The 25,538-nt window shown below is 59.5% G+C and carries 29 protein-coding genes, 1 other RNA gene and 1 riboswitch; of the genes, 17 read left to right on the forward strand and 13 right to left on the reverse strand.

Translation table 11 applies throughout. The features are described from left to right. Positions 1 to 105: 105 nt before the first annotated feature. Complete coding sequence (locus ACR1XU_RS13915; protein ID WP_480904542.1) at positions 106 to 747, forward strand: ribonuclease T2 family protein; 642 nt, start codon at positions 106 to 108, stop codon at positions 745 to 747. On the opposite strand, the gene ACR1XU_RS13920 is transcribed toward ACR1XU_RS13915, so the two are convergent. From ACR1XU_RS13920 to ACR1XU_RS13940, 5 genes are all read right to left on the reverse strand, one after another. After that, positions 744 to 1,232: a hypothetical protein gene (locus ACR1XU_RS13920; RefSeq protein WP_480904545.1), complete on the reverse strand. Its 489-nt coding sequence runs from the start codon at positions 1,230 to 1,232 to the stop codon at positions 744 to 746. The two genes, ACR1XU_RS13915 and ACR1XU_RS13920, sit on opposite strands and share 4 nt — an antisense overlap. A gap of 121 nt (positions 1,233 to 1,353) precedes the next feature. Continuing rightward, complete coding sequence (locus tag ACR1XU_RS13925) at positions 1,354 to 1,917, reverse strand: histidine phosphatase family protein (RefSeq protein WP_480904547.1); 564 nt, start codon at positions 1,915 to 1,917, stop codon at positions 1,354 to 1,356. Between the two features lie 67 nt (positions 1,918 to 1,984). Then, positions 1,985 to 2,578 carry a recombination mediator RecR gene (gene recR, locus ACR1XU_RS13930; protein ID WP_170614298.1) on the reverse strand — a complete coding sequence of 198 codons (594 nt, stop codon included), beginning with the start codon at positions 2,576 to 2,578 and terminating at the stop codon, positions 1,985 to 1,987. A gap of 61 nt (positions 2,579 to 2,639) precedes the next feature. Continuing rightward, positions 2,640 to 2,984 (reverse strand): YbaB/EbfC family nucleoid-associated protein, encoded by a 345-nt coding sequence (locus tag ACR1XU_RS13935; protein ID WP_480904550.1) that lies wholly within the window; start codon positions 2,982 to 2,984, stop codon positions 2,640 to 2,642. A 95-nt stretch (positions 2,985 to 3,079) separates the two neighbouring features. Next, positions 3,080 to 4,840 carry a DNA polymerase III subunit gamma/tau gene (locus ACR1XU_RS13940; protein WP_480904553.1) on the reverse strand — a complete coding sequence of 587 codons (1,761 nt, stop codon included), beginning with the start codon at positions 4,838 to 4,840 and terminating at the stop codon, positions 3,080 to 3,082. Positions 4,841 to 5,010: 170 nt separating this feature from the next. On the opposite strand from ACR1XU_RS13940, the gene ACR1XU_RS13945 reads away from it, so the two are divergent. Beyond that, positions 5,011 to 5,514, forward strand: coding sequence for a phosphatase domain-containing protein (locus ACR1XU_RS13945; RefSeq protein ID WP_170679524.1), 504 nt, complete (start codon positions 5,011 to 5,013; stop codon positions 5,512 to 5,514). Between the two features lies 1 nt (position 5,515). Here the strand turns inward: ACR1XU_RS13945 and ACR1XU_RS13950 are convergent, their stop codons facing one another. Continuing rightward, on the reverse strand, positions 5,516 to 5,923 hold the full coding sequence (locus ACR1XU_RS13950) for a hypothetical protein (RefSeq protein WP_170679526.1): 408 nt from the start codon (positions 5,921 to 5,923) through the stop codon (positions 5,516 to 5,518). A gap of 87 nt (positions 5,924 to 6,010) precedes the next feature. Continuing rightward, positions 6,011 to 6,231, reverse strand: a riboswitch (cobalamin riboswitch). Positions 6,232 to 6,396: 165 nt separating this feature from the next. Here ACR1XU_RS13950 and ACR1XU_RS13955 point away from each other — a divergent pair. Beyond that, entirely contained in the window at positions 6,397 to 7,305 is a 909-nt protein-coding gene (locus ACR1XU_RS13955) for an alpha/beta hydrolase family protein (RefSeq protein WP_480904556.1), read from the forward strand. Here the strand turns inward: ACR1XU_RS13955 and ffs are convergent. Continuing rightward, positions 7,305 to 7,403, reverse strand: an RNA gene (gene ffs / locus ACR1XU_RS13960) — signal recognition particle sRNA small type. The genes ACR1XU_RS13955 and ffs overlap by 1 nt on opposite strands. A gap of 39 nt (positions 7,404 to 7,442) precedes the next feature. Further along, positions 7,443 to 9,323 carry a bifunctional 2',3'-cyclic-nucleotide 2'-phosphodiesterase/3'-nucleotidase gene (locus ACR1XU_RS13965; RefSeq protein ID WP_480904559.1) on the reverse strand — a complete coding sequence of 627 codons (1,881 nt, stop codon included), beginning with the start codon at positions 9,321 to 9,323 and terminating at the stop codon, positions 7,443 to 7,445. 177 nt (positions 9,324 to 9,500) lie between these two features. On the opposite strand from ACR1XU_RS13965, the gene nudC reads away from it, so the two are divergent. From nudC to ACR1XU_RS13980, 3 genes are read left to right on the forward strand one after another with little or no spacing between them, the layout of a single operon-like run. Continuing rightward, positions 9,501 to 10,484: an NAD(+) diphosphatase gene (gene nudC, locus ACR1XU_RS13970; RefSeq protein ID WP_480904562.1), complete on the forward strand. Its 984-nt coding sequence runs from the start codon at positions 9,501 to 9,503 to the stop codon at positions 10,482 to 10,484. 38 nt (positions 10,485 to 10,522) lie between these two features. Continuing rightward, positions 10,523 to 10,990, forward strand: a complete 468-nt coding sequence (locus ACR1XU_RS13975; protein WP_170679533.1) for an SRPBCC family protein — start codon at positions 10,523 to 10,525, stop codon at positions 10,988 to 10,990. Between the two features lie 21 nt (positions 10,991 to 11,011). After that, positions 11,012 to 11,500, forward strand: a complete 489-nt coding sequence (locus ACR1XU_RS13980) for an N-acetyltransferase family protein (RefSeq protein ID WP_480904565.1) — start codon at positions 11,012 to 11,014, stop codon at positions 11,498 to 11,500. A 248-nt stretch (positions 11,501 to 11,748) separates the two neighbouring features. Here the strand turns inward: ACR1XU_RS13980 and hemC are convergent, their stop codons facing one another. Continuing rightward, positions 11,749 to 12,708 (reverse strand): hydroxymethylbilane synthase, encoded by a 960-nt coding sequence (hemC, locus tag ACR1XU_RS13985; protein ID WP_480904568.1) that lies wholly within the window; start codon positions 12,706 to 12,708, stop codon positions 11,749 to 11,751. Positions 12,709 to 12,815: 107 nt separating this feature from the next. On the opposite strand from hemC, the gene hemE reads away from it, so the two are divergent. Further along, a complete protein-coding gene (gene hemE / locus ACR1XU_RS13990; RefSeq protein WP_480904571.1) occupies positions 12,816 to 13,850 on the forward strand; it encodes a uroporphyrinogen decarboxylase in 1,035 nt (344 codons plus the stop codon). An 83-nt stretch (positions 13,851 to 13,933) separates the two neighbouring features. On the opposite strand, the gene ACR1XU_RS13995 is transcribed toward hemE, so the two are convergent. After that, positions 13,934 to 15,022: a CaiB/BaiF CoA transferase family protein gene (locus ACR1XU_RS13995; protein WP_480904574.1), complete on the reverse strand. Its 1,089-nt coding sequence runs from the start codon at positions 15,020 to 15,022 to the stop codon at positions 13,934 to 13,936. A 160-nt stretch (positions 15,023 to 15,182) separates the two neighbouring features. On the opposite strand from ACR1XU_RS13995, the gene ACR1XU_RS14000 reads away from it, so the two are divergent. The 7 genes from ACR1XU_RS14000 to uvrC all read left to right on the forward strand — a co-directional run bounded on the left by ACR1XU_RS14000 (position 15,183) and on the right by uvrC (position 22,457). Beyond that, a complete protein-coding gene (locus ACR1XU_RS14000) occupies positions 15,183 to 15,701 on the forward strand; it encodes an SRPBCC family protein (RefSeq protein ID WP_480904577.1) in 519 nt (172 codons plus the stop codon). Positions 15,702 to 15,770: 69 nt separating this feature from the next. After that, positions 15,771 to 16,700 (forward strand): ABC transporter ATP-binding protein, encoded by a 930-nt coding sequence (locus ACR1XU_RS14005; protein WP_480904580.1) that lies wholly within the window; start codon positions 15,771 to 15,773, stop codon positions 16,698 to 16,700. Next, positions 16,697 to 17,458: an ABC transporter permease gene (locus ACR1XU_RS14010; protein ID WP_170614311.1), complete on the forward strand. Its 762-nt coding sequence runs from the start codon at positions 16,697 to 16,699 to the stop codon at positions 17,456 to 17,458. The genes ACR1XU_RS14005 and ACR1XU_RS14010 overlap by 4 nt, the downstream gene beginning before the upstream one ends. 104 nt (positions 17,459 to 17,562) lie before the next feature. After that, positions 17,563 to 18,360 carry a S49 family peptidase gene (locus ACR1XU_RS14015; RefSeq protein ID WP_480904583.1) on the forward strand — a complete coding sequence of 266 codons (798 nt, stop codon included), beginning with the start codon at positions 17,563 to 17,565 and terminating at the stop codon, positions 18,358 to 18,360. A 168-nt stretch (positions 18,361 to 18,528) separates the two neighbouring features. After that, positions 18,529 to 19,491, forward strand: a complete 963-nt coding sequence (locus tag ACR1XU_RS14020) for a calcium/sodium antiporter (protein ID WP_480904586.1) — start codon at positions 18,529 to 18,531, stop codon at positions 19,489 to 19,491. Between the two features lie 21 nt (positions 19,492 to 19,512). Then, positions 19,513 to 20,292, forward strand: coding sequence for an SDR family oxidoreductase (locus ACR1XU_RS14025; RefSeq protein WP_480904589.1), 780 nt, complete (start codon positions 19,513 to 19,515; stop codon positions 20,290 to 20,292). Between the two features lie 290 nt (positions 20,293 to 20,582). Further along, on the forward strand, positions 20,583 to 22,457 hold the full coding sequence (gene uvrC / locus ACR1XU_RS14030; RefSeq protein WP_480904833.1) for an excinuclease ABC subunit UvrC: 1,875 nt from the start codon (positions 20,583 to 20,585) through the stop codon (positions 22,455 to 22,457). Here the strand turns inward: uvrC and ACR1XU_RS14035 are convergent. Together ACR1XU_RS14035 and ACR1XU_RS14040 are read right to left on the reverse strand one after the other, a co-directional pair. Further along, entirely contained in the window at positions 22,454 to 23,338 is an 885-nt protein-coding gene (locus ACR1XU_RS14035) for a DMT family transporter (RefSeq protein WP_170807355.1), read from the reverse strand. The genes uvrC and ACR1XU_RS14035 overlap by 4 nt on opposite strands. Then, a complete protein-coding gene (locus ACR1XU_RS14040; protein WP_480904592.1) occupies positions 23,335 to 23,526 on the reverse strand; it encodes a hypothetical protein in 192 nt (63 codons plus the stop codon). Before ACR1XU_RS14040 ends, ACR1XU_RS14035 begins: the two co-directional genes overlap by 4 nt. On the opposite strand from ACR1XU_RS14040, the gene pgsA reads away from it, so the two are divergent. Genes pgsA through ACR1XU_RS14055 form a run of 3 tightly spaced genes read left to right on the forward strand, consistent with a single transcriptional unit; the run spans position 23,525 to position 24,890 of the window. Next, positions 23,525 to 24,193 carry a CDP-diacylglycerol--glycerol-3-phosphate 3-phosphatidyltransferase gene (pgsA, locus tag ACR1XU_RS14045; protein ID WP_170614317.1) on the forward strand — a complete coding sequence of 223 codons (669 nt, stop codon included), beginning with the start codon at positions 23,525 to 23,527 and terminating at the stop codon, positions 24,191 to 24,193. The two genes, ACR1XU_RS14040 and pgsA, sit on opposite strands and share 2 nt — an antisense overlap. Positions 24,194 to 24,196: 3 nt before the next feature. Beyond that, positions 24,197 to 24,442, forward strand: coding sequence for a molybdopterin converting factor subunit 1 (gene moaD, locus ACR1XU_RS14050; RefSeq protein ID WP_480904836.1), 246 nt, complete (start codon positions 24,197 to 24,199; stop codon positions 24,440 to 24,442). A 4-nt stretch (positions 24,443 to 24,446) separates the two neighbouring features. Further along, positions 24,447 to 24,890 carry a molybdenum cofactor biosynthesis protein MoaE gene (locus ACR1XU_RS14055; RefSeq protein ID WP_480904595.1) on the forward strand — a complete coding sequence of 148 codons (444 nt, stop codon included), beginning with the start codon at positions 24,447 to 24,449 and terminating at the stop codon, positions 24,888 to 24,890. 49 nt (positions 24,891 to 24,939) lie between these two features. Here the strand turns inward: ACR1XU_RS14055 and ACR1XU_RS14060 are convergent, their stop codons facing one another. Further along, positions 24,940 to 25,470: a hypothetical protein gene (locus ACR1XU_RS14060; RefSeq protein WP_480904598.1), complete on the reverse strand. Its 531-nt coding sequence runs from the start codon at positions 25,468 to 25,470 to the stop codon at positions 24,940 to 24,942. Between the last annotated feature and the right edge of the window lie 68 nt (positions 25,471 to 25,538).

The raw sequence follows: 25,538 nt of genomic DNA on the forward strand, positions 1-25,538 counted from the left end.
TTCCCGTCGCCGGAATTCGGCGGCCCCTTGGTGTTGGGGCAGGTTTCCGTTGTCGGGGAACTTGGCCCGTATATAGTCGCGGGAAGGCAAGAAGGGAAGAGGCGAATGCGCCAAGGAATTGCGGGGCTGGTTTTGTGGGTGTTCGGTTCAATGGCGGCGCTGGCCGACGGCGAAAGAGCGGGTGAGTTCGACTATTACGTACTGGCGCTCAGCTGGTCGCCCAACTGGTGCGCCCGCGAAGGCGATGCGCGCGGATCGTACCAATGCGATGCGCGGCATGATCACGGCTGGATTTTGCATGGTCTCTGGCCGCAATACCATCAGGGCTGGCCAGCCTACTGCCGCACGCCAGAGTCACCGCCAACGCGCCGCATGACCCGGGAAATGGAAGACATTCAGGGCAGTTCTGGTCTCGCGTGGCATCAGTGGAAAAAGCATGGCACCTGTACGGGCCTCAGCGCGACCGACTATTTCACATTGTCCCGCCAAGCCTATCAGCGCGTTGAACGCCCGCCGGTGTTTCGTGAACTGGATGCGTCGGTGAAACTGCCCGCCTCGGTCGTTGAGGACGCGTTTGTGAAAGCAAACCCCGGTCTTGAACGCGATATGGTCACTGTGACCTGCAAACAGGGCTATATAGAAGAGGTCCGCCTGTGTCTGTCGCGTGATCTGAAGCCGGTGCCCTGCGGACGGGATGTGATCCACGACTGCACCGCCAAGGACGCCCTGTTCGATCCGATTCGTTAGAGCTTCTTGTTCTGGCAATCCCGCGCATATTCCAGCGCCTTGGCCGTGCCTTTGAGGTCGATTGCCATCACACGCTCACCTGCCGGGTTGTAGACGGTCATGGTTCTGTTCTGCGCAATCGCGTTTACGAAGTTGCGGTCGGTGAAAAACACCGTCCCCCCTGGCACGCGATCCTGCCTGAACCCGATGGCGGTGGCATCAAAGCTCTTGCCGTCCAGATCGAACCGGATCGGATAGGTTTTCCCGGGTTCGATATCGCCCCATGCCTTGTTGTAGACGGTGAAGTATCCGCGATCACCCAACGCGTCATAGCCCAGCCGCACGACCGACAGATCCTGATAGATCGTCTGGATCAGGCACCCGTTGCCAAGCGCCGGGTCCATCATGATGTTCCAGCCCTCGACAAAGCCTTTGTCGACAAGTTGTTGTGCCATAGCGGAGGTTGCAGTGAAAGCTGCAAAGGTGAAGGCGAGAAGGCGGGTCATCGAGGAATGCTCCAGCTAAAATGGTAGTGTTTGGATATCCTTAGCGCAGTTTTGCGCATAACCAAAGGCTGTGATCCGAAAGCGTGCAGCAGGCGCGTGTCGGATAATAATGCGGCCGCCTCTACCGAAGTGTCGTTTCCGTACCGTTGGAAAGATGGAAGACACACCCTTGTGTGCGAGGCAGCTTAAGCAGATCTTCCTGATCCAGGCCCAGCCAGATCCCCCTTAGCACCAAAGAAGTTACACCGTGGGTCACAATGATTGAGGGTTCTTCTTGCTCATCCAGAAAGGATCGGACTCTTGCCGATATCTCCTCAAAGCTCTCACCGCCAGGGCTGCGAAAAAACCACAAATAGCTTTCGTAAGCGTAGTCGATCTGCGACCTGATGACGTTCTTGGTTACACCTTCCCATTGGCCAAATGCGATTTCCTGAAGGCGGTGGTCAGTTTCCTGTTGCAGATGGGGTGCAATCGCAAGCCGAGCCGTGTGCCGCGCGCGCTCTTGCGGGCTGACGACGACCCGAGACGGTGTGTTCGGAATGCGGCTCAGAATTTGGTTTTGAGTGCGCGCCTGCGCCTTGCCCGTTTCGGTCAGCGGAGAGTCCTTGCGGCCTTGAAATTTCCCAAGAGTATTCCACTCGGTTTCGCCGTGTCGCAGTACGAATAGATCGGGATATCTGCTCATAAGTTACGCCCAACTCTGGAAAATCAAAGCATGATTCAAAAATGTTCTCGGGGCAGGTTCTGTGACCTTACAGTTCTTTCCGCGCCCTCAGCGCCGCCGTGATCGTCCCGTCGTCCAAATAATCCAGCTCACCCCCAATTGGCACACCCTGCGCAAGTGAAGTCAGGCGGACCTGTCCCTCCAACTGGTCGGCAATGTAGTGGGCGGTGGTCTGTCCGTCGACTGTGGCGTTCAGGGCAAGGATGATCTCGGTGATGCCCTCGGCCGTCACGCGGTCTTTGAGGCGGGGTATGCGCAACTCGTCCGGGCCGACACCGTCCAAGGCCGAAAGTGTACCGCCCAGAACGTGATAGCGGCCTTTGAAGACACCGGCACGTTCCATCGCCCAAAGATCAGCGACATCCTCGACGACACAAAGCTCTCCGGTGGCGCGGGCCTCGCTGTCGCAGATGTCGCAGATGTCAGCGGTACAGACATTGCCGCAATTCAGGCATTCGCGGGCGGTGGCGGCGACCTGCTGCATTGCGTCCGAGAGCGGTGTCAGCAGCAGGGCGCGTTTGCGGATCAGGTGCAGCACCGCGCGGCGGGCCGAGCGCGGGCCAAGCCCCGGCAGCTTGGCCATCAGGTCGATCAGGTTGTCGATGTCGCTGTTCGAACTCACGGCCTGTCCTGTTTGGCACCGAAGGGAGCCTCCGGCGGGAGTATTTTGGAAAAGATGAAGATCAGAACGGCAGTTTGATGTCTGCCGGCAGCCCCATGCTTTCAGTCAGCTTGGCCATTTCCGCCTGAGAGCGCTCGGCGGCCTTGGTCTGCGCGTCCTTGATGGCGGCCAGGATCAGGTCCTCGACCACTTCCTTGTCGTCTCCGTTGAAGATCGACGGGTCGATGTCCAGACCTTTGAGTTCGCCCTTGGCGGTGGCGCTGGCCTTGACCAGACCGGCGCCGGATTCGCCGACAACCATGAGGTTGTTCAGTTCTTCCTGCATTTCGGTCATTTTGGTCTGCAGGTCCTGCGCGGATTTCATCATCTTGGCCATATCGCCCAGACCGCCTAAACCTTTGAGCATCGGGTTTCTCCTGTAAATCGATTTGACGCCTAAATACGAAGGGTGACTGCGTGACACAAGGGGCATGGGCATCCTCCTGTATTCCAGGCAGATGTTCAGTCCTCTTCGAACGGGTCCCATTCGTCTTCGACCTCGGGCAGAGCCTCGGTTTCGACCTTGGCGGCGCGCTGTTCCGGGGTTTCGATCCGTTTGATGCGCGCCTTGGGAAACTGCATGAGTACCGCCTGAACCAGCGGGTGCTGCTCGGCCTGTGACCTTAGCGCGAGGTCGGCCGCATCGCGGATCTCGGCGATCGTGGCGGCTTCGCCATCTGCCACGATGGATACGGCCCACCGATTGCCTGTCCAGCGCTGCAGCGCCGTACCCAGCCGTTGGGCAAGGTCTGTCGGGGCATGATCGGTCGGTGTAAATTCGATCCGGCCCGGTGAGTAGGACATCAGCCGCACACCGTTTTCGACCTCGACCAGCAGCTTTACGTCCCGGTTTGTCCGGATCAGTTCGACCACATGTTCGAAGGTCGGATAGCGCGCCAGAGCAGTTTGGACGTCCTGTGCCAGGGCCGCAGTCGGCGCGCCGGCGGGACCGTGTGGAGCGGAAACGTAGGAAGACCTTGCCGATGCCTGAGGTTGTACCGGGGCGTGCGAGGGTACGGCCATGCCTCCACCGGGGCCTCCGTTCGGCGTGGGTGGAGGTGCGTCCTGCAAACGTTTGATCAGTTCTTCCGGGCTTGGCAGGTCGGCCACATGGGTCAACCGAATGACGGCCATTTCCGCTGCCATCATGGCGTTTGGTGCGGCTGAGACCTCTTCGAGCGCTTTCAGCAGCATTTGCCACATGCGGGTCAGGACACGCATCGGCAGGGCTTCGGCCATTTGCTGTCCGCGTGCGCGTTCGTCGGGCGAAACGGTCGGGTCCTCGGCGGCGTCTGGCGTGATTTTGACCACGGACACCCAATGGGTGATTTCGGCCAGATCGCGCAGCACGGCTAGCGGGTCGGCGCCCTCGGCGTACTGAGCGCTTAGCTCTGTCAGAGCCCCCGCCGCGTCGCCGCGCAGGATCATGTCCATCAGGTCCAGGACGCGGCCCCGGTCCGCCAGACCCAACATCGCCCGGACCTGATCGGCACTGGTTTCCCCGGCCCCGTGCGAGATCGCCTGATCCAGCAGCGAAGTTGCATCACGCGCCGAACCCTCGGCCGCCCGGGTGATCAGCGCCAGTGCGTCCTCTGCGATCTGAGCGCCCTCGGCGGTGGCGATCTTGTTCAGAAGACCGATCATGTCCTCGGGTTCGATCCGGCGCAGGTCGAAGCGTTGGCAGCGCGACAGGACCGTCACCGGAACCTTGCGGATTTCGGTGGTCGCGAAGATGAATTTCACATGTTCGGGCGGTTCCTCAAGCGTCTTGAGCAGCGCGTTGAACGCGCTGGTCGAAAGCATGTGAACCTCGTCGATGATATAGATCTTGTAGCGTGCGCTGGCGGCACGATAGCGGACGCTGTCTATGATCTCGCGGATGTCGTTGACGCCGGTGCGGCTGGCGGCGTCCATCTCCATCACGTCGACATGGCGGCCTTCCATGATCGCCACGCAATGTTCGCATTGGCCGCAGGGTTCGGTCGTCGGTTTGCCGTCGCCATCGGGGCCGATGCAGTTCATGCCCTTGGCGATGATCCGCGCCGTCGTCGTTTTGCCGGTGCCGCGGATGCCGGTCATGATGAAGGCCTGCGCGATCCGGTCTGCCTCGAACGCGTTTTTCAGGGTGCGCACCATGGCATCCTGACCAACCAGGTCGGCAAAGGTTTCCGGGCGGTATTTGCGGGCAAGAACCTGATAAGCGGGGCTTGGCGTGTCGGTCATTTCTGCTCTGTCGGATTCGTATCAGAAGTGCAGCGTAGAGTGCGCCGCCGCCTGCGTCCACAGCCGGTTCGCGAAATTCATTTGGGAATGCTTCGGGATGCGCGTAAAAATGAAGGTGAAAGCATTTTTGACCGGATTCTTGTGCGTAACGATTAAGGAGGGCGCGTTGCATGTCTCAGATGATTATTCATGCGCTGCAGGTCGGAGGAGGTACTCTGGCCCTGACATCAATGCCGGGACGTGGGGGTAATTATGCCCAGGACCTGAATGCGATTTCCGACTGGAAACCAGGTCTTGTCATTTCAATGACGACCGAAGTCGAGATGCTGCAGGACGGCGCGCGTGACTTCGGAACCGACATTCAGGCGCGCGCCTGCCGCTGGGTCCATCTGCCGGTCGAAGATTTCGGTGCACCCCCCGACGCCGTGACCGCGCGCTGGCCCGATGTAAGCGCGGCCGTCCGCCATGCCCTGTCAGGGGGCGGGCGCATTCTGGTGCATTGCCGGGGCGGCTGTGGCCGGTCCGGAATGGTGGTGTTGCGCCTGATGGTCGAATGCGGCGAGCAACCGGGTGCAGCCCTGAAACGGTTGAGGGCGGTGCGGCCCTGTGCGGTTGAAACAGATGCACAACTGGCATGGGCCACGCAATTGATTCCGGCCAGCGCGGACCCGTAGCTTAGGCCGACAAATGTCCGGCCTGGGCCGCCACTTGGCGACCTGCCAGGGCCGAAGCTTCAAGCATGGCGCAGGGCGGGTCCGACAGAATTGCGGACGGCAGCGCACGGAACTCTGCGCAGAACATCATGTCTGCATAATCCTCCAACCTGTCGCCCGGAGTTTCCTCATTCGTTCCGCAAAACACCCGGATTTTGTCTGGCCGCGCGTGGAACCGGGCCATGCACCCTTCGGGGCAATGGGCAAGCTCGCTGCTGCCTTCAATGGCGAATTGCGGGGTTGCGGCCGGGCCGGCGCTTGCCACGGCGCGCGTCAGAGCCCGCGCCATTTGCGCCAGTGCCGGACAGGGTTTGCCGGTGCGCTGGCACACAGTGGCAGAAAATTCGTGTGTCCTTGTCTTCCAGATCATAATGCGCCCTCCGCGCGCGGCGCGGGGCAAGGATCAGGTGTGACGGGGCTATGCCATCAGGACCTGCCCGGACACCCCGCCCGAGTTTCGGTTTCAGTATCGATGGCAGGTCTCCTGACTTGCGGGTCATCGCTTTGCCGACCTTCCCAGCCTTTCGGCCAGTGGTGTTTCGGCATTGCTCACCGCTTACAGTTGCGGGGGCAGTCTCGGCCTTGGTTCCTTCCGGCAATGCCAGACAGAACCGCACCGTGTTCCCTTTTCATCCCGGCCCGTTAAAGGGCGCGGAAACCATCTCCTCATCGCTAGCGGTTGCCGGGTCCCCGAGTCAAGCGCATTGCGCGGGCCGAGGCATTTGGTCCGATGCGTGGTCGGGAAAGCGGACGTTTGGTCATGTTTGCACCGGGTTGACTTGAGCGGGCGACTGGCCTGACAGATAGGTGAACTGAACTGTTCAGTTGAGAGCGGAGCATGATATGTTGGACATACAGGAACAGGTCTTGACCGAAGACATACGATTTCCCTCCGGGACGGCTATGCTGTCGGGTCGCCTGTACCTGCCTGTTGCAGCGCCTGATATCGTAGTTGTTCTGAACAGCGCGACCGGCGTTCCCCAGGACTATTATCAGCATTTTGCCCGGTGGCTGGCGGAAGAGCAGGGCATTGCCTGTCTGACCTATGATTACCGCGATTTCGGAAAATCGTTATCGGGGCGTCTGAAGGATTCGCGTGTCACCATGTCCGATTGGGCGCTGATCGATATTCCCGCGGCCCGGGCCGAGATGCGACGGCGATTCCCAAGTGCGCGGCAGTGGACCATTGGTCATTCGCTGGGGGGTATGCTTGAGCCATTGCAATCGGATGTGGATCAGATCGACCGGATGATTTGTGTGTGTTCAGGCCTGGTTACGTTGTCGGATCATCCCTGGCCCTACAGGGGGCTGGCCGGAATCTTCTGGTACGGGCATGCGCCTTTTGCAGTTCATGTGCTGGGGTATCTGCCCGGCAAGGCCATTGGGTTTGGTTCGGACCTGCCGTCAAAGGTCTACTGGCAATGGCGAAAATGGTGCACCTCGCCGAACAGCTATCTGCCTGAAATTGGCCAAAGCCTGCCCGCAGCGACCTGGCCGCGGGCCGGTGGTCCGGTTGACCTGTTTGCGATTTCGGACGACCAGATGGTGCCTGAAAATGCGGTCTGGAGGCTGGCCGAGCTATACGGCCCGGACGCCAACCGTCATGTGCTTGAACCAAAGGATTTCGGGCTGAAATCCATTGGCCACATTGGTGTTTTTGCGCGCAAAAACAAAGCGGTCTGGCCGAGGCTGATCGAGTCTGCGGAGCAGCAAGTCCGTTCCGACCGGAAAGATGTGACGATTGCGGGATGAAGTGAGAGGTTGGACATCGACCCAAGCGGGGCTCGTTGTGGCTGCTTCCTTCCGGACCTGACCAGGTTGGCGAGGCGCTCGCCCGCGCCAACCTCTCAATCGTCGATATAGGGAAGTTGCGCCAGGAAGACAACCCGTCAGAGTGACAGTCTGATCCGCAGAAAGCCTTCCGGGTCATGCCCCAGCACATGCGGATCGTATGCGTCCAGTTCGGAAAGATGCGCCCTTGCTCCCGGCCCGGTTTTTAGAATCGAAGCGTGCCCGGGAAGCCGGACAAGGCTGAAGGGGAAGGGCGCAGATTCAAGCGGGTCGTCCGGTAGTCCCCCCGAAAGATAGTCGCGCAGGACGTCCCTGATGGGTAAGGTCGGCAGATCGATCTGCCGGGCCTGATGCGCAACTGGGAAGTGTCCGCCGCCGCTGGCCCGGTAACTGTTCAGGGCCACAACGAATTTCTGGGTGGGTTCAATTGGGATTCCACCGCAGAAAATCTCGCGGACACGGTTTGCAGCGGGATTGACCAGCATTCCGTGAGAATCAAAACGCGCCGGCTGGGAAAGATCGATCCGATAGGTCAGGCCGAACAGCACATCGAAGTTATGCCCGGCCCGTGTTTCATCGGTCAGAGTGCGGACAGCTCCTGCATCCACCTGATTGAAAATGCCCGCCGACATTTCAAGCCAGTCACGGACCATGTCGCCGGTTACAAGCACGGCGCGCAGTTCATTCGGAAAAGAATGAAGATCCGAAACATTACGCAAACGCACCTTTCCGGGCGGTACATCCGTGTAGGAGCGCGGTCCCGCGCGGCCTCCGAACTTGCAGGGAGAAACAGCGGACAACAGTGGAAGCCCCCGTAGGTCTTCGTCCAAGTAACGACGCAGCGCTGCGGCCTGGGCGCTGGCGACCAGAGCGAGGCCCCGATCCGGTGCGCAAAAGCTGAAATAGCTGTGCAGGCTTTGACTGGTGTGGCCCACGGGTCTTGAGGCCAGTGCACGGGTTTCTTCGTGGCCGTAACTGAACAGATGCTGCATTCCGGGGTCTTCGGAAACCGCTTCGTTCCCGTGCCGGGAGAGAACAGGCGGCAGCTTGACCTGCTGCCCGACAACCGTCCATGGCCCGGCAGAGGTTTTCTGCACATGCAGGTCGATGATGCCAAGATGCGTCCCGGCGACGCCAGGCATGACAACCGGTTTGCCATGTACATGCCCCCGGGTTGCGTCCGTGTGATCCAGCCCTTCGTGATCCTTGCCGGGAAGTGTGAGATGCGTATGGCCTGCAACAATGGCGTCGATCCCGTCGATCGCGGCCAACGGTATGACGGCGTTCTCCAATCCGCGCGCGGGTTCCGAAGGTCCAAGGCCCGAATGCGCCAGCGCGACAATCACATCGCTGCCGTCCGTGCGCAGGGCCTCGACCGTCTTTTGCGCGGCCTCCAGAATATCTTCGAACACGACCACATCCTGTACCCGGTGCGCATTCCATTGCTCTGTCTGCGGCGGCAGGATCGACAAAAGACCCAGACGAAACGGGGTTTCGACGCCGTCAACCAGAAGAGAGCGTTCTAGTATTGCGCGGTCATTCCATTTGGCCCCGGTGGTCAATTGCCGGGCATTGCTGCAAATCACCGGGCACGGTGCGCCGTCCAGAATACGATTCAGCGTCGGCAGGCCAAAGTCGAAATCATGGTTGCCCAGTCCGATTGCGTCATAGCCAAGTTCCCGGAAGGCCTGCATCAACACGTGGTTGTCATCAGTCTGCTCTGCCGCCCAATCGCCAAACGGCGTTCCCTGAAGGGCATCTCCGTTGTCGAACAGGAATACCAGTGCTCCGTCTTTCTGCGCTTCTTCTCTGGCAGCGCGGATCAGACTGGCCGTTCGGGTGAAGCCCCGCGCCGGATCCGGTTCATCCGCGTGATAGTCGAACCCTGTCAGATTCATGTGCAGATCGGTCGTGGCCAAAATCCGAATGCGACCGGCTGAAGTATGTTGGCGCTGAGACGAAACAGTGGTCGGGTGCAATTTTCTACTTTGGGCAATTCAATCTAAGCCATGTTCACTAAAAGAATGAGTAAGTGCAAATAACTTGGCGCCGGTGGGACCATTCAGCGGCATTGCCACGTCCCGGTGTTCATGAATTGGCATTGCAACAACTCGGCAGTCGTGGCAGCCCTGTGCGCAACACACTGAGGATATTAAATGAAAAACGCGGAGTCAGTGACATTTGGCGGCTCGGGCCTGGATCGCGCAGCGCATCTCCGGGGAGATTCGGACAGGCTGGAACAGATGAAAACTGATTCACGCGCCGAATGCCTGCTGGTCTGGCGTGGCAAGATATTGGTGCAGGGCGAAGGTCTGGACCGGCTTGGATTGGTTGCGATGGCACATAGTCTGGTGCGCGAAGGTCCCGGAGGGGTTGTGGAAGGCCCGGTATTTCTGGGCCTTCGTGAAGACGATGCACCGATTTTTGCGGCGGATATATCGGACTGGTCGGCGGATGGGCAGGATTTGTCGGATATCGGTGCTTTTGTAGACCGGTCCGAGCAGCAGCATCCGGACCTGCCGGACGGGTACGTGTTTGCCGAATTGCGCCGGATCATGACGCGGCTGAGCGCCCGCGATGCCGAGCTTGCGGCAGCGGCCAAGGCCGTTATTGGCTGGCATGAAACGCACCGGTTCTGTGCGCGTTGCGGGGCTGCCAGTGAAATTGCACAGGCGGGGTGGCAGCGCAGCTGCCCCACCTGTGGCGGGCAGCATTTTCCGCGCACCGACCCTGTGGTGATCATGCTGATTACCCATGGAAACTCGGTCCTGATGGGCCGGTCTCCGGGTTGGCCCGAAGGCATGTACTCGCTGCTTGCGGGATTTGTCGAACCGGGTGAAACGCTGGAAGCCGCCGTGCGGCGCGAAGTAATGGAAGAGGCAGGCGTGCCGGTTGGTGCCGTTCACTATCTGGCCAGCCAGCCGTGGCCGTTTCCGGCCTCGTTGATGTTCGGCTGCGCGGGTGAGGCCCTGTCCCGCGAACTCAGGATTGATCCGGTCGAGATCGAAGACGCGATGTGGGTCAGCAAATCGGAAATGATGCGCGCTTTTTCCGGAGAGCATCCGGTCTTGTTGCCGGCCCGAAAAGGCGCCATTGCGCATTTCTTGCTGCAAAACTGGCTTGCAGACACTCTGGACTGACGAGACACTGAACGAAGGCAAAGGCACCGAGGGCGGACATGCAGTTTTCAGCGCGCGAAGATATTGAGGCCCCGATTGACGCGGTTTTCGACATGGTCGCGGATTTTGAGCGGTTCGAGCGGATGGCCATGCGCCGGGGTGTCGAAGTACGGCGACTGAACGAACAGGCCCCGATAACAACTGGTGCCACTTGGCTGACGGATTTCAATCTGCGGGGAAAACCGCGTCGGGTCGAAATACAGATGACCGATTGCGATACCCCGTCCCGCATGTGCTTTGAGATGTCCAGCAAAGGTATGAAAGGGGTGACATCGGTTGACTTTCTTGCCCTGTCCCAACGCAAAACCCGGCTGAGTGTCGAAATGTCGCTTGCTGCGAAGTCGCTACCGGCCCGCCTGTTGCTTCAGTCCCTGAAGCTGGGACAATCGCGGTTCCGCCGACAGTTTCAGATTCGCCTGAGCGAATTTGCCCGTGAATTGGAAGAGCGGCATGCACACGGTGTATGACGGAAAACTTGCAGGCATAAATTGAGCGGTCACTCCATTCGCCCCGCCGTTGCGGACGATGCCGAGGGGTTGGCCGCCGTTCTGAAGGCCCTTGTTCTTGCCGGACAACGCAGCAAGCCATCGGATGCGGCCTTTGTACTGTCGCATTATCTTTGCCACCCTCAGCAGATCCGGTGTTCGGTCGCCATCGACCTCGGGGGAACAGTATTGGGGTTCCAGTCTTTGAAGCTTGCAATTGCAGGCAATCCGTACAAGGTCGCTGAGGGGTGGGGCATTATTGGCACGCATATCAACCCGTCATCGGCCCGGCAGGGAATCGGACGGGCCTTGTTCAGATCCACTTTGCGGGCTGCGCAGGAAGTCGGCTTGCCTGCGATAGATGCCACCATTGGGGAAACCAATGTCGGGGGGTTGTCCTACTATGGTGCAATGGGCTTCACCGAATACCGCAGGTTGCCCGGCGCGATTTCGAAGTCGTTCACTCTGTCAGACTGCCAGTCGTTGGGCTGACTTTTTCTGATCGTATTAGCTGGTGAGGATCGCAAAACAATATGGGCCGCTGTCAGGCTATGACAGCGGCCCTTACCGATCAGAGTTCGGGGATCGGTTTCGCCCCCTCGAAAACCACTTAAAACACCAGCAACCAGAAAATCTTTCGATACTTTCGAAACTGACCCGCCTTGCTGATCGGTATGTCACTGTAATGCCGATAAACTTCGAGGCTCACAGTGAAGCAGTTCACATTGTTAAAACTTTTTTCATTTTTTCCAGTCGAAGAAGCCCGGTCCGGCCTGTTGCAGCAATCTCGCTGCCATCTGGCGACCCATTTCCGCGCCGTCTGCAACATCTCCGGTCACATCCTCGGCGATTGATTCTGACCCGTCTGGGCGCAGGACTTCTCCGCGCAGCCGAAGTTGCCCATTCAGAATTTCGGATAGGCCGGCGATCGGTGTCTCGCAGGAACCGTCAAGCGCCGCCAGCAGCGTGCGTTCCGCCGACATGCGCTGTCCGGTCTCGGCATGGTGAATGGCTTCGAGCATTTCAGCCGAACGGGTGTCGGACGCCCGGCGTTCAATGCTGATGGTGCCCTGCGCGATGGCGGGCAGCATGTCCTCGGGTGCAATGGCCGTGGCGGGGACGTCGTCCATCTGCAGTCGGCGCAGTCCGGCCATGGCCAGAAAGGTGCAGTCCGCCACCCCGTCGCCCAGCTTTTTCAGCCGGGTCTGAACGTTGCCCCGGAACTCGACAACCTTCAGGTCAGGCCGCCGGTTCAGCAATTGCGCCTTGCGGCGCAGCGACGACGTGCCGACCACGGCGCCATCGGGCAGGTCATGGATGGAACTCAGGTCCGGCGAGATGAAAGCGTCGCGAACATCCTCGCGCGGCAGGAACGTGTCCAGTACCAGTCCCGAGGGCTGTTCGACCGGCATGTCCTTGGTCGAATGCACGGCGATGTCGATATCGCTGCGCAGCATCGCCTCTTCGATTTCCTTGGTGAACAGGCCCTTGTTGCCGATCTCCTTCAGCGGGCGGTCCGCGTCGATCATGGCGCGATTGTCGCCGGTGGTCTTGATGACCACGATCTCGAACGCCTCTTCGGGCAGATCAAACGCATCGCGCAGTCTTTGACGGGTTTCGTAGGCCTGCGCCAGCGCCAGTGGCGAGCCACGGGTTCCAATCTTCAGCGGCGATGCGGGGGTCGGCAGAGTCAATGTCATGCGCACAGCTTTAGTCGCGTCACATTGCCCTGACAATGGGGGCAGAGCTTGACAAATTGCCGCCGAAGGCAGACCCGTTGCGGCAAACCGGACGATTGGGGACAAATATGGCCGAGACAAAGAAACTGCTGCGGGCGCTGGCGGGCGAGGTGCAGGACGTGCCGCCGATCTGGATGATGCGGCAGGCGGGGCGGTATCTGCCGGAGTATCGCGCGACACGGGCACAGGCAGGGGATTTCCTGTCCTTGTGCTACAACCCCGAACTGGCCGCCGAGGTTACATTGCAGCCGATCCGCCGCTACGGGTTCGACGCAGCCATTCTGTTTGCCGATATCCTGCTGGTGCCACAGGCGCTGGGTGCCGACCTGTGGTTCGTCACGGGTGAAGGGCCGCGCCTGTCGACCATCACACGGCAGTCCGATTTTGACGCTCTGAAGCCGGTAGAGGACATCCACGAAACCTTGTCTCCGGTCTACGAAACGGTGCGGATCCTGGCGCGGGAACTGCCCTCCGAAACCACGCTGATCGGATTTGCTGGCGCGCCCTGGACCGTGGCAACTTACATGATTGCCGGGCGTGGTACGCCGGATCAGGGCCCGGCCCATGCGCTGCGTGAAGGTGACACAGCCTTGTTCGAAGCACTGCTGGACCGGATCACTCTGGCCACTATCGAATACCTCTCCGCCCAGATCGATGCTGGGGCCGAGGTGGTCAAGATTTTCGATAGCTGGGCCGGGTCGCTGAAGGGTGAAGCGTTCCGCAAATACGCCCTTGAACCCTGCCGGGTTATCACGCAGGCGATCAAGGAGCGTCACCCGGGCATCCCCGTCATCGGTTTTCCGCGTGAGGCAGGGGACGGCTATGTCGGTTTTGCCAAGGCCACCGGTGTGGATTGTGTCGCGTTGGATAATTCCGTGTCGCCCGAGTGGGCAGCAGAACATGTGCAGGCCGATGGATGCGTTCAGGGAAATCTGGCGTCGTCGCATATGGTGACAGGTGGGCAGGCGCTGGTCGATGAGACGCGGCGGATTGTCGAGGCCTTCTCGAACGGGCCGCACATTTTCAATCTTGGGCACGGGATCACGCCGGACGCAAACCCGGACAACGTGCAACTGATGATCGATACGGTGCGCGGTCGGTAACGACGGGCAAGGGGGCCAGCCCCCTTCTTGGCCTTCGGCCAATTCATCCCCCGGGGATATTTTCGGCCAGATAAAGGGGCGGATCAGCGCAGGTTATCGAGCTCGGCCAGGATTTCCCCAGTGTGCTCACCGCGGGCAGGGCTGGTGCCAGGTTGCCAATTGCCGTCTGAAAACCGCGGCGCCGCAGCAGCCTGTAGGGTTCCGTCAACCTCCTGCCAGGTTTGGCGGGCGAGGTTCATCTCGTGGTTCTGTGCCTCTTGCGGGCTGAGGACCGGGGCAACGCAGGCGTCGGTGCCATTGAACAGGTCTGCCCAGTGATCGCGGGGCTTGTCGGCAAATATGGCACTCAGCCGCCGCGTCTGGTCGGGCCAGAGCTGAGGCTTGAATTGTTCCTTGAAAGCCGGATCCCCGGACAGATTCAGAACGCTCAGGAAAATGGCGTAGAATTTCGGTTCGAGGCATTGAACCGAGACAAAGCCATCATCGGCGCAGCGATAAGTGCGGCTCCAGTGCGGACCGTCCAGCAGGCTTTGACCGCGGGTGTCCGACAGGTTGCCGGTCTGGCGCAGGCTCATCAGCAGGTTCATCATATGGGCGGATCCGTCGTAGATCGCCGCATCGACAACGGTGCCCCGTCCGGTTCGTTGCGCATTGATCAGTCCGGCCAGAACGCCGGCGACCAGATACATCGCCCCGCCGCCAATATCGCCGACCAGCGTTGCCGGTGTTTGCGGCGGGTGATCCGGAGCAGAGGCGTACCAGAGTGCGCCCGACAGGGCGATATAGTTCAGATCGTGGCCAGCGTCGCCCGACAGCGGGCTGTCCTGACCCCATCCGGTCATGCGGCCGTAAACCAGTCTGGGGTTCCGTGCGTGGCAGATCTGCGGACCGAGCCCCAGTTTTTCCATGACACCTGGGCGAAATCCTTCGATCAGCGCATCGGCCGAGGCGATCAGGCGTTTGGCCGTTTCAAGGTCATCGGGATTTTTGAGGTCCAGATCGATAGAGCGTTTTCCACGATCCAGCAGCGAACGTTCCGGCATTCCGGGTGTCACAGCGCCGCCCTTGCGGTGAATGGTAATGACGTCCGCCCCAAGATCCGCCAGCAACATGGCCGCGAATGGGCCAGGTCCCAGCGCTTCGATTTCGATGACGCGTATTCCGAGCAGCATGACTGTCCTCCGTTGTCGCGCAAAATTTCGGGATGGCCGCAAAAATGCAAGGTCGGAGTTGCCGGGCGGGCGCGTTTCGAATCCGGCGTGCTTGCCTGCCACCACTATTCAGCGCTAGGTCTGTGAGAACCGTCAGAGAAACGACAAAGGGCCCGCGACCATGCAGATGAGTGATACCCGTGAAATCAAGGCATCGCCGGCAGAGTTGTATGCCGCGTTGCTTGACCCGGAGGTTCTGAAAGCCTGTGTCAGCGGCGCGCAAGAGGTTTCGGGCAACCCGCAGGACGGCTACGAGGCCACGGTTGTGCAAAAGGTTGGCCCGGTAAAGGCGACGTTCAAAGGCGTCGTCACAATGTCGGACATGGTCGAGGCCGAGCGGCTGACCATTGCCGGTGAGGGAAAGGGCGGCGCGGCAGGTTTTGCCAAGGGTCGCGCTACGGTTACATTTCAGCCAAACGCCGAGGGCGGCACAGTTCTGAGCTATGACGTCGATGCCAGTGTCGGTGGCAAACTTGCGCAACTGGGCAGCCGTCTGATCGACGGGTTTGCCAAGAAAATGGCAGATCAGTTCTTCGTAAACCTGCAGGCGCATTTCGAAGGCCCGGCAGAAGAAACAGCGAAAGACGGGGATGGAGAAAGCGGCAAAGGATGGCTGGGGCGCTTGACGGGCCGGGACTGATCCGTTTGTAAATGGTCTGTTCGGTAACGGCGCGGCACGGATGGGTCGTTGCCACCACAGGGAATATGCATGACCACCATTCTGTCCATCAGGGATCTGCGAAAATCGTATGCGGATGGCTTTGAGGCGCTGAAAGGCGTCTCTCTGGATATCGAGCAGGGTGAAATACTGGCGCTGCTGGGGCCGAACGGGGCCGGAAAGACGACCCTGATTTCAACGATTTGCGGGATCACCACGCCCAGTTCCGGGTCCGTCACGGTGGGTGGTCACGATATTCAGACAGAGTTTCGCGCCGCCCGCCGGATGATCGGTCTGGTGCCGCAGGAGATTGCGCTGGAACCGTTCGAGAAGGTCTGGAACACGGTGCGGTTTTCGCGAGGTCTGTTCGGGCTGGGCCGAGACAACGCCCGGCTTGAGGAGATTCTGCGCAAGCTCTCGCTGTGGGAAAAGCGCGGAAACGCCATCCGGGAACTGTCGGGCGGCATGAAGCGGCGGGTGCTGATTGCCAAGGCGCTGGCTCATGAGCCACGCGTGCTGTTTCTGGATGAACCCACCGCCGGTGTTGATGTCGAATTGCGCAAGGACATGTGGGAGATCGTGGCCGAGTTGAAGCGGGCCGGTGTCACCATCATCCTGACCACCCACTACATCGAAGAGGCCGAGGCCATCGCCGACCGCGTAGGTGTCATCGACAAGGGTGAGCTGTTGCTGGTGCAGGACAAGGACACCCTGATGGCGCAGATGGGGAAAAAGCAGATCGAGGTCATGCTGACCGAGCCGATCCCGACCATCCCGGACAGTCTGGCCGCGCACAATCTGGTTCTGAACGGAAGCGGGGACACCTTGGTCTACACCTACGACACGCATGCCGACAGGACGGGTATCACCACGTTGCTGAACGATGTGGCACAGGCCGGTCTGGTGTTGCGTGACGTGCAGACCCGGCAGTCGAGCCTTGAGGAGATTTTCGTCAATCTGGTGTCGGGAGAACCCGCATGAACTGGTCTGCCATCGCCGCCATCTATCGGTTCGAGATGCAGCGCTTTTTCCGCACTCTGGCGCAAAGTTTTCTGTCGCCGGTGTTGTCGACCTCTTTGTATTTCGTGGTCTTCGGCACGGCCATCGGCAGCCGCATCCAGGAGGTTGAGGGCGTATCGTATGGCGCCTTCATCGTGCCGGGGCTGATTATGCTGTCGGTGGTGATGCTTTCTATCTCGAACGCATCTTTCGGCATCTATTTCCCGAAATTCCTGGGCACGATCTACGAACTCCTGTCGGCCCCGGTCAATTTCATCGAAATCGTGATCGGTTACGTTGGCGCGGCAGCGACAAAAGCGTTGTTTGTGGGCGTGGTGATTTTGATTACCGCTACCTTCTTTGTGGATCTCAGGATTGAACACCCGTTGGCGATGATGGCCTTTCTGGTGCTGACTTGCCTCAGTTTTTCATTGCTGGGCTTCATCATTGGTATCTGGGCCAGCAATTTCGAACAGATGTCGCTGGTGCCGCAACTTGTGGTCACGCCATTGATCTTTTTGGGCGGCACGTTCTATTCGATCTCGATGCTGCCGCCGGTGTGGCAGACAATCACCCTGTTCAATCCGGTCGTCTATCTGATTTCGGGGTTCCGGTGGTCCTTCTATGGGCTTGCGGATGTGCCTATCGTGTTTAGCCTGCTGGCCATTCTGGCCTTTACAGGGATTTGTCTGGGCATCATCGGCTGGATCTTCAAAACCGGCTGGCGCATTCGCAGCTAGGGCGTTGCATTTTTGCCCATCGGATGTGTTTATTTGGTTCACGTCGCGTTTATGGCCGCGTCCGTCTCTTGTTTACCGTCAGGCAGCACTCTACATCGGCATCCATGAAACTCAGCCTTCCGTTTGTCAAAAAGCAGCCGCTTGTGGCCGTTGTGCGTTTGTCCGGCGCGATTGGGATGGCCGGTCGTGGGTCGCTGAACGACACCACGTTGGCCCCGATTCTGGAAAAGGCATTTCGCAAGGGCAAGCCTGCTGCCGTAGCGCTTGAGATCAACTCGCCCGGCGGTTCCCCGGTGCAAAGTTCCTTGATCGGCGCACGTATCCGGCGACTGGCGGAGGAGCTTAAAGTCCCTGTTTTCGCCTTTGTCGAGGATGTCGCGGCCTCGGGCGGCTACTGGCTGGCGGCGTCTGCGGATGAGATCTTTGCCGATGACAGTTCCGTACTGGGTTCGATTGGCGTGATTTCTTCGGGCTTTGGTGCGCATGTGTTCCTGAAACGCCAGGGGCTCGAACGGCGCGTACACACAGCGGGTCAGTCGAAATCCATGCTGGACCCCTTCGCGCCGGAAAAGAAAGAGGATGTGGCACGACTGCAGGGTTTGCTGGGCGATATCCACGATAACTTCATCACCCATGTCGTCACTCGACGCGGTGACAAGCTGGATGATGCGGCGGACCTTTTCAGTGGCGAGATCTGGCTGGCTAAACGCGCGCAGGAGCTGGGGTTGATCGATGGTATTGCCCATCTCAAACCTAAGATCCAGGAGCGGTTTGGCGATAAGGTGAAATTCCGCCGCTACGGCGTCCGCAAACCGATCTGGTCCCGCTTTGGGGCCGCCGTGGCGCAGGATGCCATTGCCGGGCTGGAGGAGCGGGCGGCTTACGCGCGCTTCGGTTTGTAACGTGATCATCAAGGCCGTCACTCTTTTTCTGATCGCCATGGGTGTATTGGCGATGTTCGGAAAGCTGCGCTTTCCGGGGCAGAAGCGGCTGCAGTCCTCAAGATGTCCCCGCTGCGGGCGGTTCAGGATCGGTAAAGGCCCCTGCGCCTGCGAAAAAGGAGGGCGGTCATGACGGCATGGCTGCTATCCGGCCTCGGATTGCTGATCCTTTTGCTGGCCGGTGACGCGCTGGTTCGGGGGGCGGTGAACCTGAGTCTGCGTCTGGGCGTGCCCGCCTTGATTGTCAGTCTGACGATTGTTGCCTTTGGCACATCGGCACCGGAACTGCTGATCTCCATCAGTGCCATACTGGAAAACGCGCCCGGTATCGCACTGGGGAACGTGGTTGGGTCGAACACGGCGAATATCCTGTTGGTGCTGGGCCTTCCCGCGCTGCTTGCCACGCTTCACACCAGTGAATGCGACAGCCGCAAGAACTATGTTTTCATGTTGCTGGCCTCGGTTCTGTTCATTGGGCTGGCCTTCTGCGGCACGTTCACCGTGATCAGTGGCCTCATATTGCTGGCTGCGTTGGCCCTGATGCTGTGGCACGCGTTCCGGGAAGCCCGCGCCCATCGCAAGGCCTGTGGCAAAGCTTGCGCCGACGATGAGGAGCTGGAAGGATTGGAAGAAGCCGATCCCGAAATGCCCTATTGGAAAGTGTCGATCTTTTTGGTTCTGGGTCTGGTCGGCCTGCCGATGGGTGCGCATTTGCTGGTCGAGAACGCAACAGTAATTGCGCGGCATTACGGTGTCAGTGAAACCGTGATCGGACTGACGCTGGTGGCGGTCGGAACATCTTTGCCCGAGCTGGCGACAACGGTCATGGCGGCGCTGCGCCGGCAGGCAGATGTGGCGCTGGGGAACGTCATCGGTTCGAACATGTTCAATCTGCTGGCGATTGTGGGGATCGCGACGCTGGTCGGTCCCATTCCCGTCGGTCCCGAGTTCCTGCACTTCGATCTGTGGGTCATGCTGGGCGCGTCGCTTCTGCTGATCCCGTTTGTTTTCCTCAAGCAAGACATCACACGGACCTGGGGTTTTGTCCTGTCCATCCTTTACGTGATTTATGTCATCATCCTGCTGGCGTGATCTGACTAAGAAAGGTGATCCATGACCCGAGCTCTAGTTACCGGTTCAGGCATTCGTCTTGGCCGGGCCATGGCGCTTTTTCTTGCGCGGCGGGGATATGACGTCGCGGTTCACTACGCCAGTTCGCGGGCCCCGGCAGAGGAGACCGTGGCCGAGGTTCAGGCGATGGGGCGCAAATCCGTTGCACTACAGGCCGACCTGCTGGACGAAGCCCAGGTCCAGGCGTTGCTGCCTCGCGCGGTCGAGGCGCTGGGCGGGCCGATCACCTGTCTGGTCAACAATGCTTCGGTCTTTGAGTACGACAATATCCGGACGGCCACCCGGCAAAGCTGGGACCGCCATCTCGACAGCAATCTGCGCGCGCCGTTTGTGCTGACGCAGGCAATGGCCGCGCAGGGGCTGGAGCCTGAAACGGACGAATCGGGCGAGCCCGTTGCCACCGGACTGATCATCAACATGGTGGACATGCGGGTGCGCAAGCTGACGCCGGAATTCATGTCCTACACCATAGCCAAGATGGGTCTTTGGGCGCTGACACGCACCGCGGCGCAGGCGCTGACGCCCGCGATTCGCGTCAATGCGATCGGGCCGGGCCCGACGATGCAGGGCCATCGGCAAAGCGAAGGGCACTTCAAAGCGCAACGCGCCAATACTGTTCTGGAACGCGGCGCGAACCCCTCCGATATCACCGCGGCGCTGGGGTATTTTCTGGATGCACATGCCGTAACCGGGCAGTTGCTTTGCGTCGACGGCGGCCAGCACCTTGGCTGGCGGACGCCTGACGTGCTGGGCCTGGAATAGGCAATTTTGCTGTAAGTTTTGCACCGCTCTCATTTGTGTTACCGGCACGTTACAAAAATGTCTTTTTTTTCATACACTTGTCACGCGTGAGAAAAAATCTCTATAAATAACAGGTGGTTATATGATCGCCTAATTATTAGGCAAACAGGGAAATAGGCAATGAAACAAGGGAAAAACGAGGCGATACAAAAGTTATCTGCACAGTTATCCACAGAAACCGTGGACTTGTTTACTCTTGATCTGAGGCCGACAAGATTGCAGCCATGGTCAGAGAATCATATCTCAGGCCAATGACCACCCAGGACGACCCTTCATCAGACACGCAGCCCACCGGCTATGCCTGCATTCAGCGTTACGTGAAAACGTTGGACAGCTCACCTGGTGTTTATCGCATGCTGGATAGCGACAGCCGCGTTCTTTATGTGGGAAAGGCGCGGAACCTCAGGGCGCGAGTGTCGAACTATGCGCGTCCGGGGCATTCGGGGCGGATCGAGCGGATGATTGCTGCGACGTCGTCGATGATGTTCCTGACCACCCGGACCGAGACCGAAGCGCTGCTGCTGGAACAGAACCTGATCAAGCAGCTCAAGCCGAAATACAACGTGCTGCTGCGCGATGACAAAAGCTTTCCGAATATTCTTGTCGCAAAGGATCATTCTTTTCCGCAGATCAAGAAACATCGCGGGGCGAAAAAGGAAAAGGGGGCCTATTTCGGCCCATTTGCCAGTGCGGGTGCGGTGAACCGGACCCTGAACCAGCTGCAAAAGGCGTTCCTGCTGCGCAACTGCTCGGATTCCATGTTCGACAGCCGCACACGACCTTGTCTGCTTTATCAGATCAAGCGCTGTTCCGGACCGTGCGTCGGCCTGATCTCCGAGGCTGACTATGGCGCAAGCGTCAAGGACGCAGAACGGTTCCTGTCCGGGCGGTCCACTCGGGTGCAGGAGGAATTGGCCGAACAGATGATGGTCGCCTCCGAGGCGATGGAGTTCGAACGCGCCGCCGGTCTGCGTGATCGCATCCGGGCGCTGACGCAGGTGCAGACCTCGCAGGGCATCAATCCGCGCGGGGTGGCCGAGGCAGATATCATCGGTCTTTACATGGACAGCGGGCAGGCCTGCGTTCAGGTGTTTTTCATCCGCGCCAACCAGAATTGGGGCAACAAGGATTTCTATCCTCGTGTGGGGCCCGAAGTATCGGCGGCCGAGGTCATGGAAGCTTTTCTGGGTCAGTTCTACGACAACAAGGAACCGCCCCGGCAATTGATCCTGTCAGACGGGATTGAAAACGCCGATCTGATGCAGGAGGCACTGTCTGAGAAGGCTGGCCGAAAGGTTGAGATTCTTGTGCCCCAGCGCGGTGAAAAGCAGGAGCTCGTGGCTGGCGCCTTGCGCAACGCCCGTGAATCTCTGGGCCGGCGCATGTCGGAAAGCGCAACGCAGGCCAAGCTGTTGCGCGGCGTGGCCGAGGCGTTTGATCTGGACAGTCAGCCGAACCGGATCGAGGTTTACGACAACAGCCACATTCAGGGCACCAACGCTGTGGGCGGCATGATTGTTGCGGGCCCGGAAGGGTTCATGAAAAACGCCTATCGTAAGTTCAACATCCGGGGCGACGATCTGACACCGGGTGACGATTTCGGCATGATGAAAGAGGTTCTGACCCGTCGGTTCACCCGTCTGCAAAAGGAGGACCCAGACCGGGACAAGGGGCTTTGGCCCGATTTGCTGTTGATTGATGGCGGCGCCGGTCAGGTGAGTGCCGTGCATGAAATTATGGTCGAACATGGTGTCGAAGACATCCCGATGGTCGGTGTCGCCAAAGGCGTTGATCGCGATCACGGCAAAGAAGAATTTCACCGGATCGGTCAGCGCCCCTTTGCGCTGAAACGCAACGACCCGGTGCTGTATTTCATTCAGCGCCTAAGGGACGAGGCGCATCGGTTTGCCATCGGAACACATCGCGCGAAACGGGCCAAAGCGGTGGGCGCGACACCTCTGGACGAAATCCCGGGGGTGGGTGCCGCGCGCAAAAGGGCGTTGCTGGCGCATTTCGGCAGTGCCAAGGCCGTCAGCCGAGCCAATCTGGCAGATCTGAAGGCGGTCGAGGGGATCTCAGCCGGGCTGGCGCAGAAGGTTTACGATTACTTCCACGACAAGGGCTAGACCTTCCGCCCGCGCCACAGGATGTACAGCCCCGAGGCAACGATCAGCGCGCTGCCGGTCCACATGGTCCGGTCCAATTGCTCGCCAAACATGACGACCCCCAGTCCGATACCGAACAACAACCGGGAATAGCGGAAGGGCGTGACCGCCGAGACCTCGCCCGTGCGCATCGCCTTCATCAGCGATGCATAGGCGATTGTGCCCATCAGTGTGGCACCAACCAGGTGCAGGCTTGTGTGCAGGGTCAAAGCGGCCATCGGCACATTTTCCCAGAACCGATAGGCCAAACCGGCAACGACGATGCAAAGAAAGCCATAGAACCCCAGCACTTCGGTTCCCAGTGACGCGGGAGCGGCACGGCTGGCCAGATCGCGTCCGGCAAAGCCCAGCATTCCCAGAACGGCGAGGATGGAAAGGGCCGAGAAACTGTCCCCGGTCGGCTGGATGATGATCACGACGCCGATCAGCCCGATCAGGATTGCGCTCCACCGCCGCCAGCCGACGGTTTCACCAAAGAACAGGGCCGCTCCGGCGACCACGACAAGGGGCGTGGCCTGCAGAATTACCGTGGCCGAAGACAGCGGTGTCAGCGCAATGGCCAGCACGTAGAACAAACGCCCAAGGATTTCGAAGACCACGCGCACCTTCATCGGGCGCGATAGCACGTCAGGCTGAAACAGCCGCGTGCCACGCAGCAAGGCGGCAATTCCAAACACAAGCGCACCGCCCGCGCCGAACAGAATCAGGACCTGCCAGATCGGCAACGCGGCCGAGGCGCTTTTTAGCAGCGCGTCCTCGAGCGCAAACAGCGCCATTGCCGAGATCATCCATAAACTGCCGATCAGATTTGACCGGGGGTCCGTTTGAATATGCGGTGTCATGCTGCTGTCGTTCCCCAACCGGTCCGCGCGCCAATCTGACGGCAAAGCGCGTGCGCGCCAAGCTGTATCTGGTTGAGATGCCCGGCTTGCGACCCTTTGACCACCAGAGCCGCAACCGCCTGTGATCGGGTCAGTTTTTTGCATGGCCGTCTTTTCTGTCCCGAACCGGCGATGTAGTGTCGATCCATGAAGTGGAACCTGCCCAATATCCTGACCGTCCTGCGCCTGTTGGCAGCACCCGGTCTGGCCGTGATGTTTCTGTATTTCACCCGCCCCTGGGCGGACTGGTTCGCTTTGATCCTGTTTCTGACGGCCGCCATCACCGACTGGTTCGATGGATATCTGGCGCGTGCGTGGAAACAGGAAACCAAGATCGGGGCCATGCTGGACCCGATTGCCGACAAGGCGATGGTGGTGATCGCCCTGATGATTCTGGTCGGCTATTCCGCCGAGCACTGGACGCCCTGGCTGGTGCTGCCCGCAACCGTCATCCTGTTTCGCGAGGTTTTCGTCTCGGGCTTGCGTGAATATCTGGGTGACGTGGCCGGGACGCTGAAAGTCACGAAGCTGGCCAAATGGAAAACCACTGCGCAGATGGTGGCGATTGCCATCCTGTTTTCGCAAGGGATATTCGAGCACCATTTTGTGATGGGGTCCTTTGGCATGGATGCCGAAACTCTCGATCGGGTCCTGATGGGCGAGATCGAGGATTTGAACGGCCTGCGCTGGCATCTTGAGGGGATGTTCTGGTCCGGGCGGATCGGGCTTTGGTTGTTGTGGATCGCGGCCACTCTGACATTGATCACGGGCTACGACTACCTACGTAAAGCCATGCCGCATCTGAAGGAGAGCTGAGTGATGGATGTGCTGTATTTCGCATGGGTGCGCGAACGCATCGGCCTGCCGAAAGAAAGGGTCGAGACCGAGGCCGCAACGGTATCCGAACTTGTGGCCGAGCTGAGCGCGCGAGAAGACCGCTATGCCGCAGCCTTTGCGGACCTGTCCGCATTGCGGGTAGCGCTGGATCAGGAACTTTCGGACTTTGACGCCTCGCTGGCCGGTGTGCGTGAAGTGGCGTTCTTTCCGCCCATGACCGGCGGCTGACGCGATGCGTATTGCCGTTCAGGAAGAAGCGTTTGACCTTGGCGCCGAAGCCAACGCTTTTGCGTCAGGGGATGCAGCCAACGGCGCCATCGTGACCTTTACCGGTATCGTGCGCGATCTGGCCACAGGTGATCTGGATGTGATGGAGATCGAGCATTACCCGGGCATGACCGAGCGCGCGCTGACCAGGATCGCCGTAGAGGCGCAGGAACGCTGGTCTTTGGGGGATGTTCTGGTAATCCACCGCCACGGGCGGCTGGCCCCGGGGGACCGGATCATGATGGTTGCCACGGCTGCGCGGCATCGCAAGGATGCATTCGAGGCGGCAGAGTACTTGATGGACTATCTGAAATCCCGCGCACCCTTCTGGAAGAAAGAGATCACCTCGGGCGGGGCGGAGTGGGTGGCCGCGAAAGATGAAGACGAAGACGCGTTGACCCGCTGGTAATACGCGAACCGGCACCCGTCGGGCGGATGCCGGCGCGTGTCAGGGCAGATCAGCCGGATTGTTCCGCGTTGCAGGTCCGTGCTGCCTCAATGGCTTTCTTTGTGCCATCCAGGTTGACGGTGAATGCGAATTCCTTTTCCGGGAACACGATCATTTCGTTTTTGTTGATGACGTCGTCAACGAACTGAGAGTTGTTCGCCAGGATGTACCCGCCGGTATATCCATCGGCCAGGTGCTTGGTTTTCTTGTGCGCTTCGGCCTCATAAACGTTGCCGTCCAGTGACAGGAAGATCTTTTCCTTCTTACCTTTCAGGCCGATGTCATTCTTCGTGAAAACCCCCAGATAGCCCATCTCATGGTCTTTGGTCAGGCCCATTTGAACGACGTTCTGGTTTTCGTCCATGCGCTCGATCAGGCAGGACCCGCGCGTATCATCTACAAATATGGTCCATCCGGATTCTTCCCCCCAATTTGAAAACGTATCGTTTTCCGAGGGGATGACATCGCCGGAAGCCAGGGCTGAGGTTGCGGAAAATGCGCAAAGCACTCTGGCGGTTTTCAAAGTGTCTTGGAAATTCATAGTACACTCCAATTTTCTGGATAGTGGACAGTGATGTGTGTAGGAAAAAAACACACCAATTCGTAGTA

It is taken from the genome of Ruegeria sp. D1(2025) (assembly GCF_056536425.1).

Excerpts from the sequence above, each read along its gene's own strand:
- moaD (WP_480904836.1), top strand. The coding sequence starts at position 24,197 with ATGGATGTGCTGTATTTCGCATGGGTGCGCGAACGCATCGGCCTGCCG.
- ACR1XU_RS14060 (WP_480904598.1), bottom strand. The coding sequence starts at position 25,470 with ATGAATTTCCAAGACACTTTGAAAACCGCCAGAGTGCTTTGCGCATTT.
- nudC (WP_480904562.1), top strand. The coding sequence starts at position 9,501 with ATGAAAAACGCGGAGTCAGTGACATTTGGCGGCTCGGGCCTGGATCGC.
- ACR1XU_RS13945 (WP_170679524.1), top strand. The coding sequence starts at position 5,011 with ATGTCTCAGATGATTATTCATGCGCTGCAGGTCGGAGGAGGTACTCTG.
- ACR1XU_RS14020 (WP_480904586.1), top strand. The coding sequence starts at position 18,529 with ATGACGGCATGGCTGCTATCCGGCCTCGGATTGCTGATCCTTTTGCTG.
- ACR1XU_RS13995 (WP_480904574.1), bottom strand. The coding sequence starts at position 15,022 with ATGCTGCTCGGAATACGCGTCATCGAAATCGAAGCGCTGGGACCTGGC.
- ACR1XU_RS13935 (WP_480904550.1), bottom strand. The coding sequence starts at position 2,984 with ATGCTCAAAGGTTTAGGCGGTCTGGGCGATATGGCCAAGATGATGAAA.
- ACR1XU_RS13920 (WP_480904545.1), bottom strand. The coding sequence starts at position 1,232 with ATGACCCGCCTTCTCGCCTTCACCTTTGCAGCTTTCACTGCAACCTCC.
- ACR1XU_RS14035 (WP_170807355.1), bottom strand. The coding sequence starts at position 23,338 with ATGACACCGCATATTCAAACGGACCCCCGGTCAAATCTGATCGGCAGT.
- ACR1XU_RS14040 (WP_480904592.1), bottom strand. The coding sequence starts at position 23,526 with ATGGATCGACACTACATCGCCGGTTCGGGACAGAAAAGACGGCCATGC.
- ACR1XU_RS13955 (WP_480904556.1), top strand. The coding sequence starts at position 6,397 with ATGTTGGACATACAGGAACAGGTCTTGACCGAAGACATACGATTTCCC.
- ACR1XU_RS14015 (WP_480904583.1), top strand. The coding sequence starts at position 17,563 with ATGAAACTCAGCCTTCCGTTTGTCAAAAAGCAGCCGCTTGTGGCCGTT.
- ACR1XU_RS14010 (WP_170614311.1), top strand. The coding sequence starts at position 16,697 with ATGAACTGGTCTGCCATCGCCGCCATCTATCGGTTCGAGATGCAGCGC.
- ACR1XU_RS13915 (WP_480904542.1), top strand. The coding sequence starts at position 106 with ATGCGCCAAGGAATTGCGGGGCTGGTTTTGTGGGTGTTCGGTTCAATG.
- hemC (WP_480904568.1), bottom strand. The coding sequence starts at position 12,708 with ATGACATTGACTCTGCCGACCCCCGCATCGCCGCTGAAGATTGGAACC.
- ACR1XU_RS14005 (WP_480904580.1), top strand. The coding sequence starts at position 15,771 with ATGACCACCATTCTGTCCATCAGGGATCTGCGAAAATCGTATGCGGAT.
- ACR1XU_RS14025 (WP_480904589.1), top strand. The coding sequence starts at position 19,513 with ATGACCCGAGCTCTAGTTACCGGTTCAGGCATTCGTCTTGGCCGGGCC.
- ACR1XU_RS14000 (WP_480904577.1), top strand. The coding sequence starts at position 15,183 with ATGCAGATGAGTGATACCCGTGAAATCAAGGCATCGCCGGCAGAGTTG.
- ACR1XU_RS13925 (WP_480904547.1), bottom strand. The coding sequence starts at position 1,917 with ATGAGCAGATATCCCGATCTATTCGTACTGCGACACGGCGAAACCGAG.
- ACR1XU_RS13975 (WP_170679533.1), top strand. The coding sequence starts at position 10,523 with ATGCAGTTTTCAGCGCGCGAAGATATTGAGGCCCCGATTGACGCGGTT.
- uvrC (WP_480904833.1), top strand. The coding sequence starts at position 20,583 with ATGACCACCCAGGACGACCCTTCATCAGACACGCAGCCCACCGGCTAT.
- hemE (WP_480904571.1), top strand. The coding sequence starts at position 12,816 with ATGGCCGAGACAAAGAAACTGCTGCGGGCGCTGGCGGGCGAGGTGCAG.
- pgsA (WP_170614317.1), top strand. The coding sequence starts at position 23,525 with ATGAAGTGGAACCTGCCCAATATCCTGACCGTCCTGCGCCTGTTGGCA.
- ACR1XU_RS13940 (WP_480904553.1), bottom strand. The coding sequence starts at position 4,840 with ATGACCGACACGCCAAGCCCCGCTTATCAGGTTCTTGCCCGCAAATAC.
- ACR1XU_RS14055 (WP_480904595.1), top strand. The coding sequence starts at position 24,447 with ATGCGTATTGCCGTTCAGGAAGAAGCGTTTGACCTTGGCGCCGAAGCC.
- ACR1XU_RS13950 (WP_170679526.1), bottom strand. The coding sequence starts at position 5,923 with ATGATCTGGAAGACAAGGACACACGAATTTTCTGCCACTGTGTGCCAG.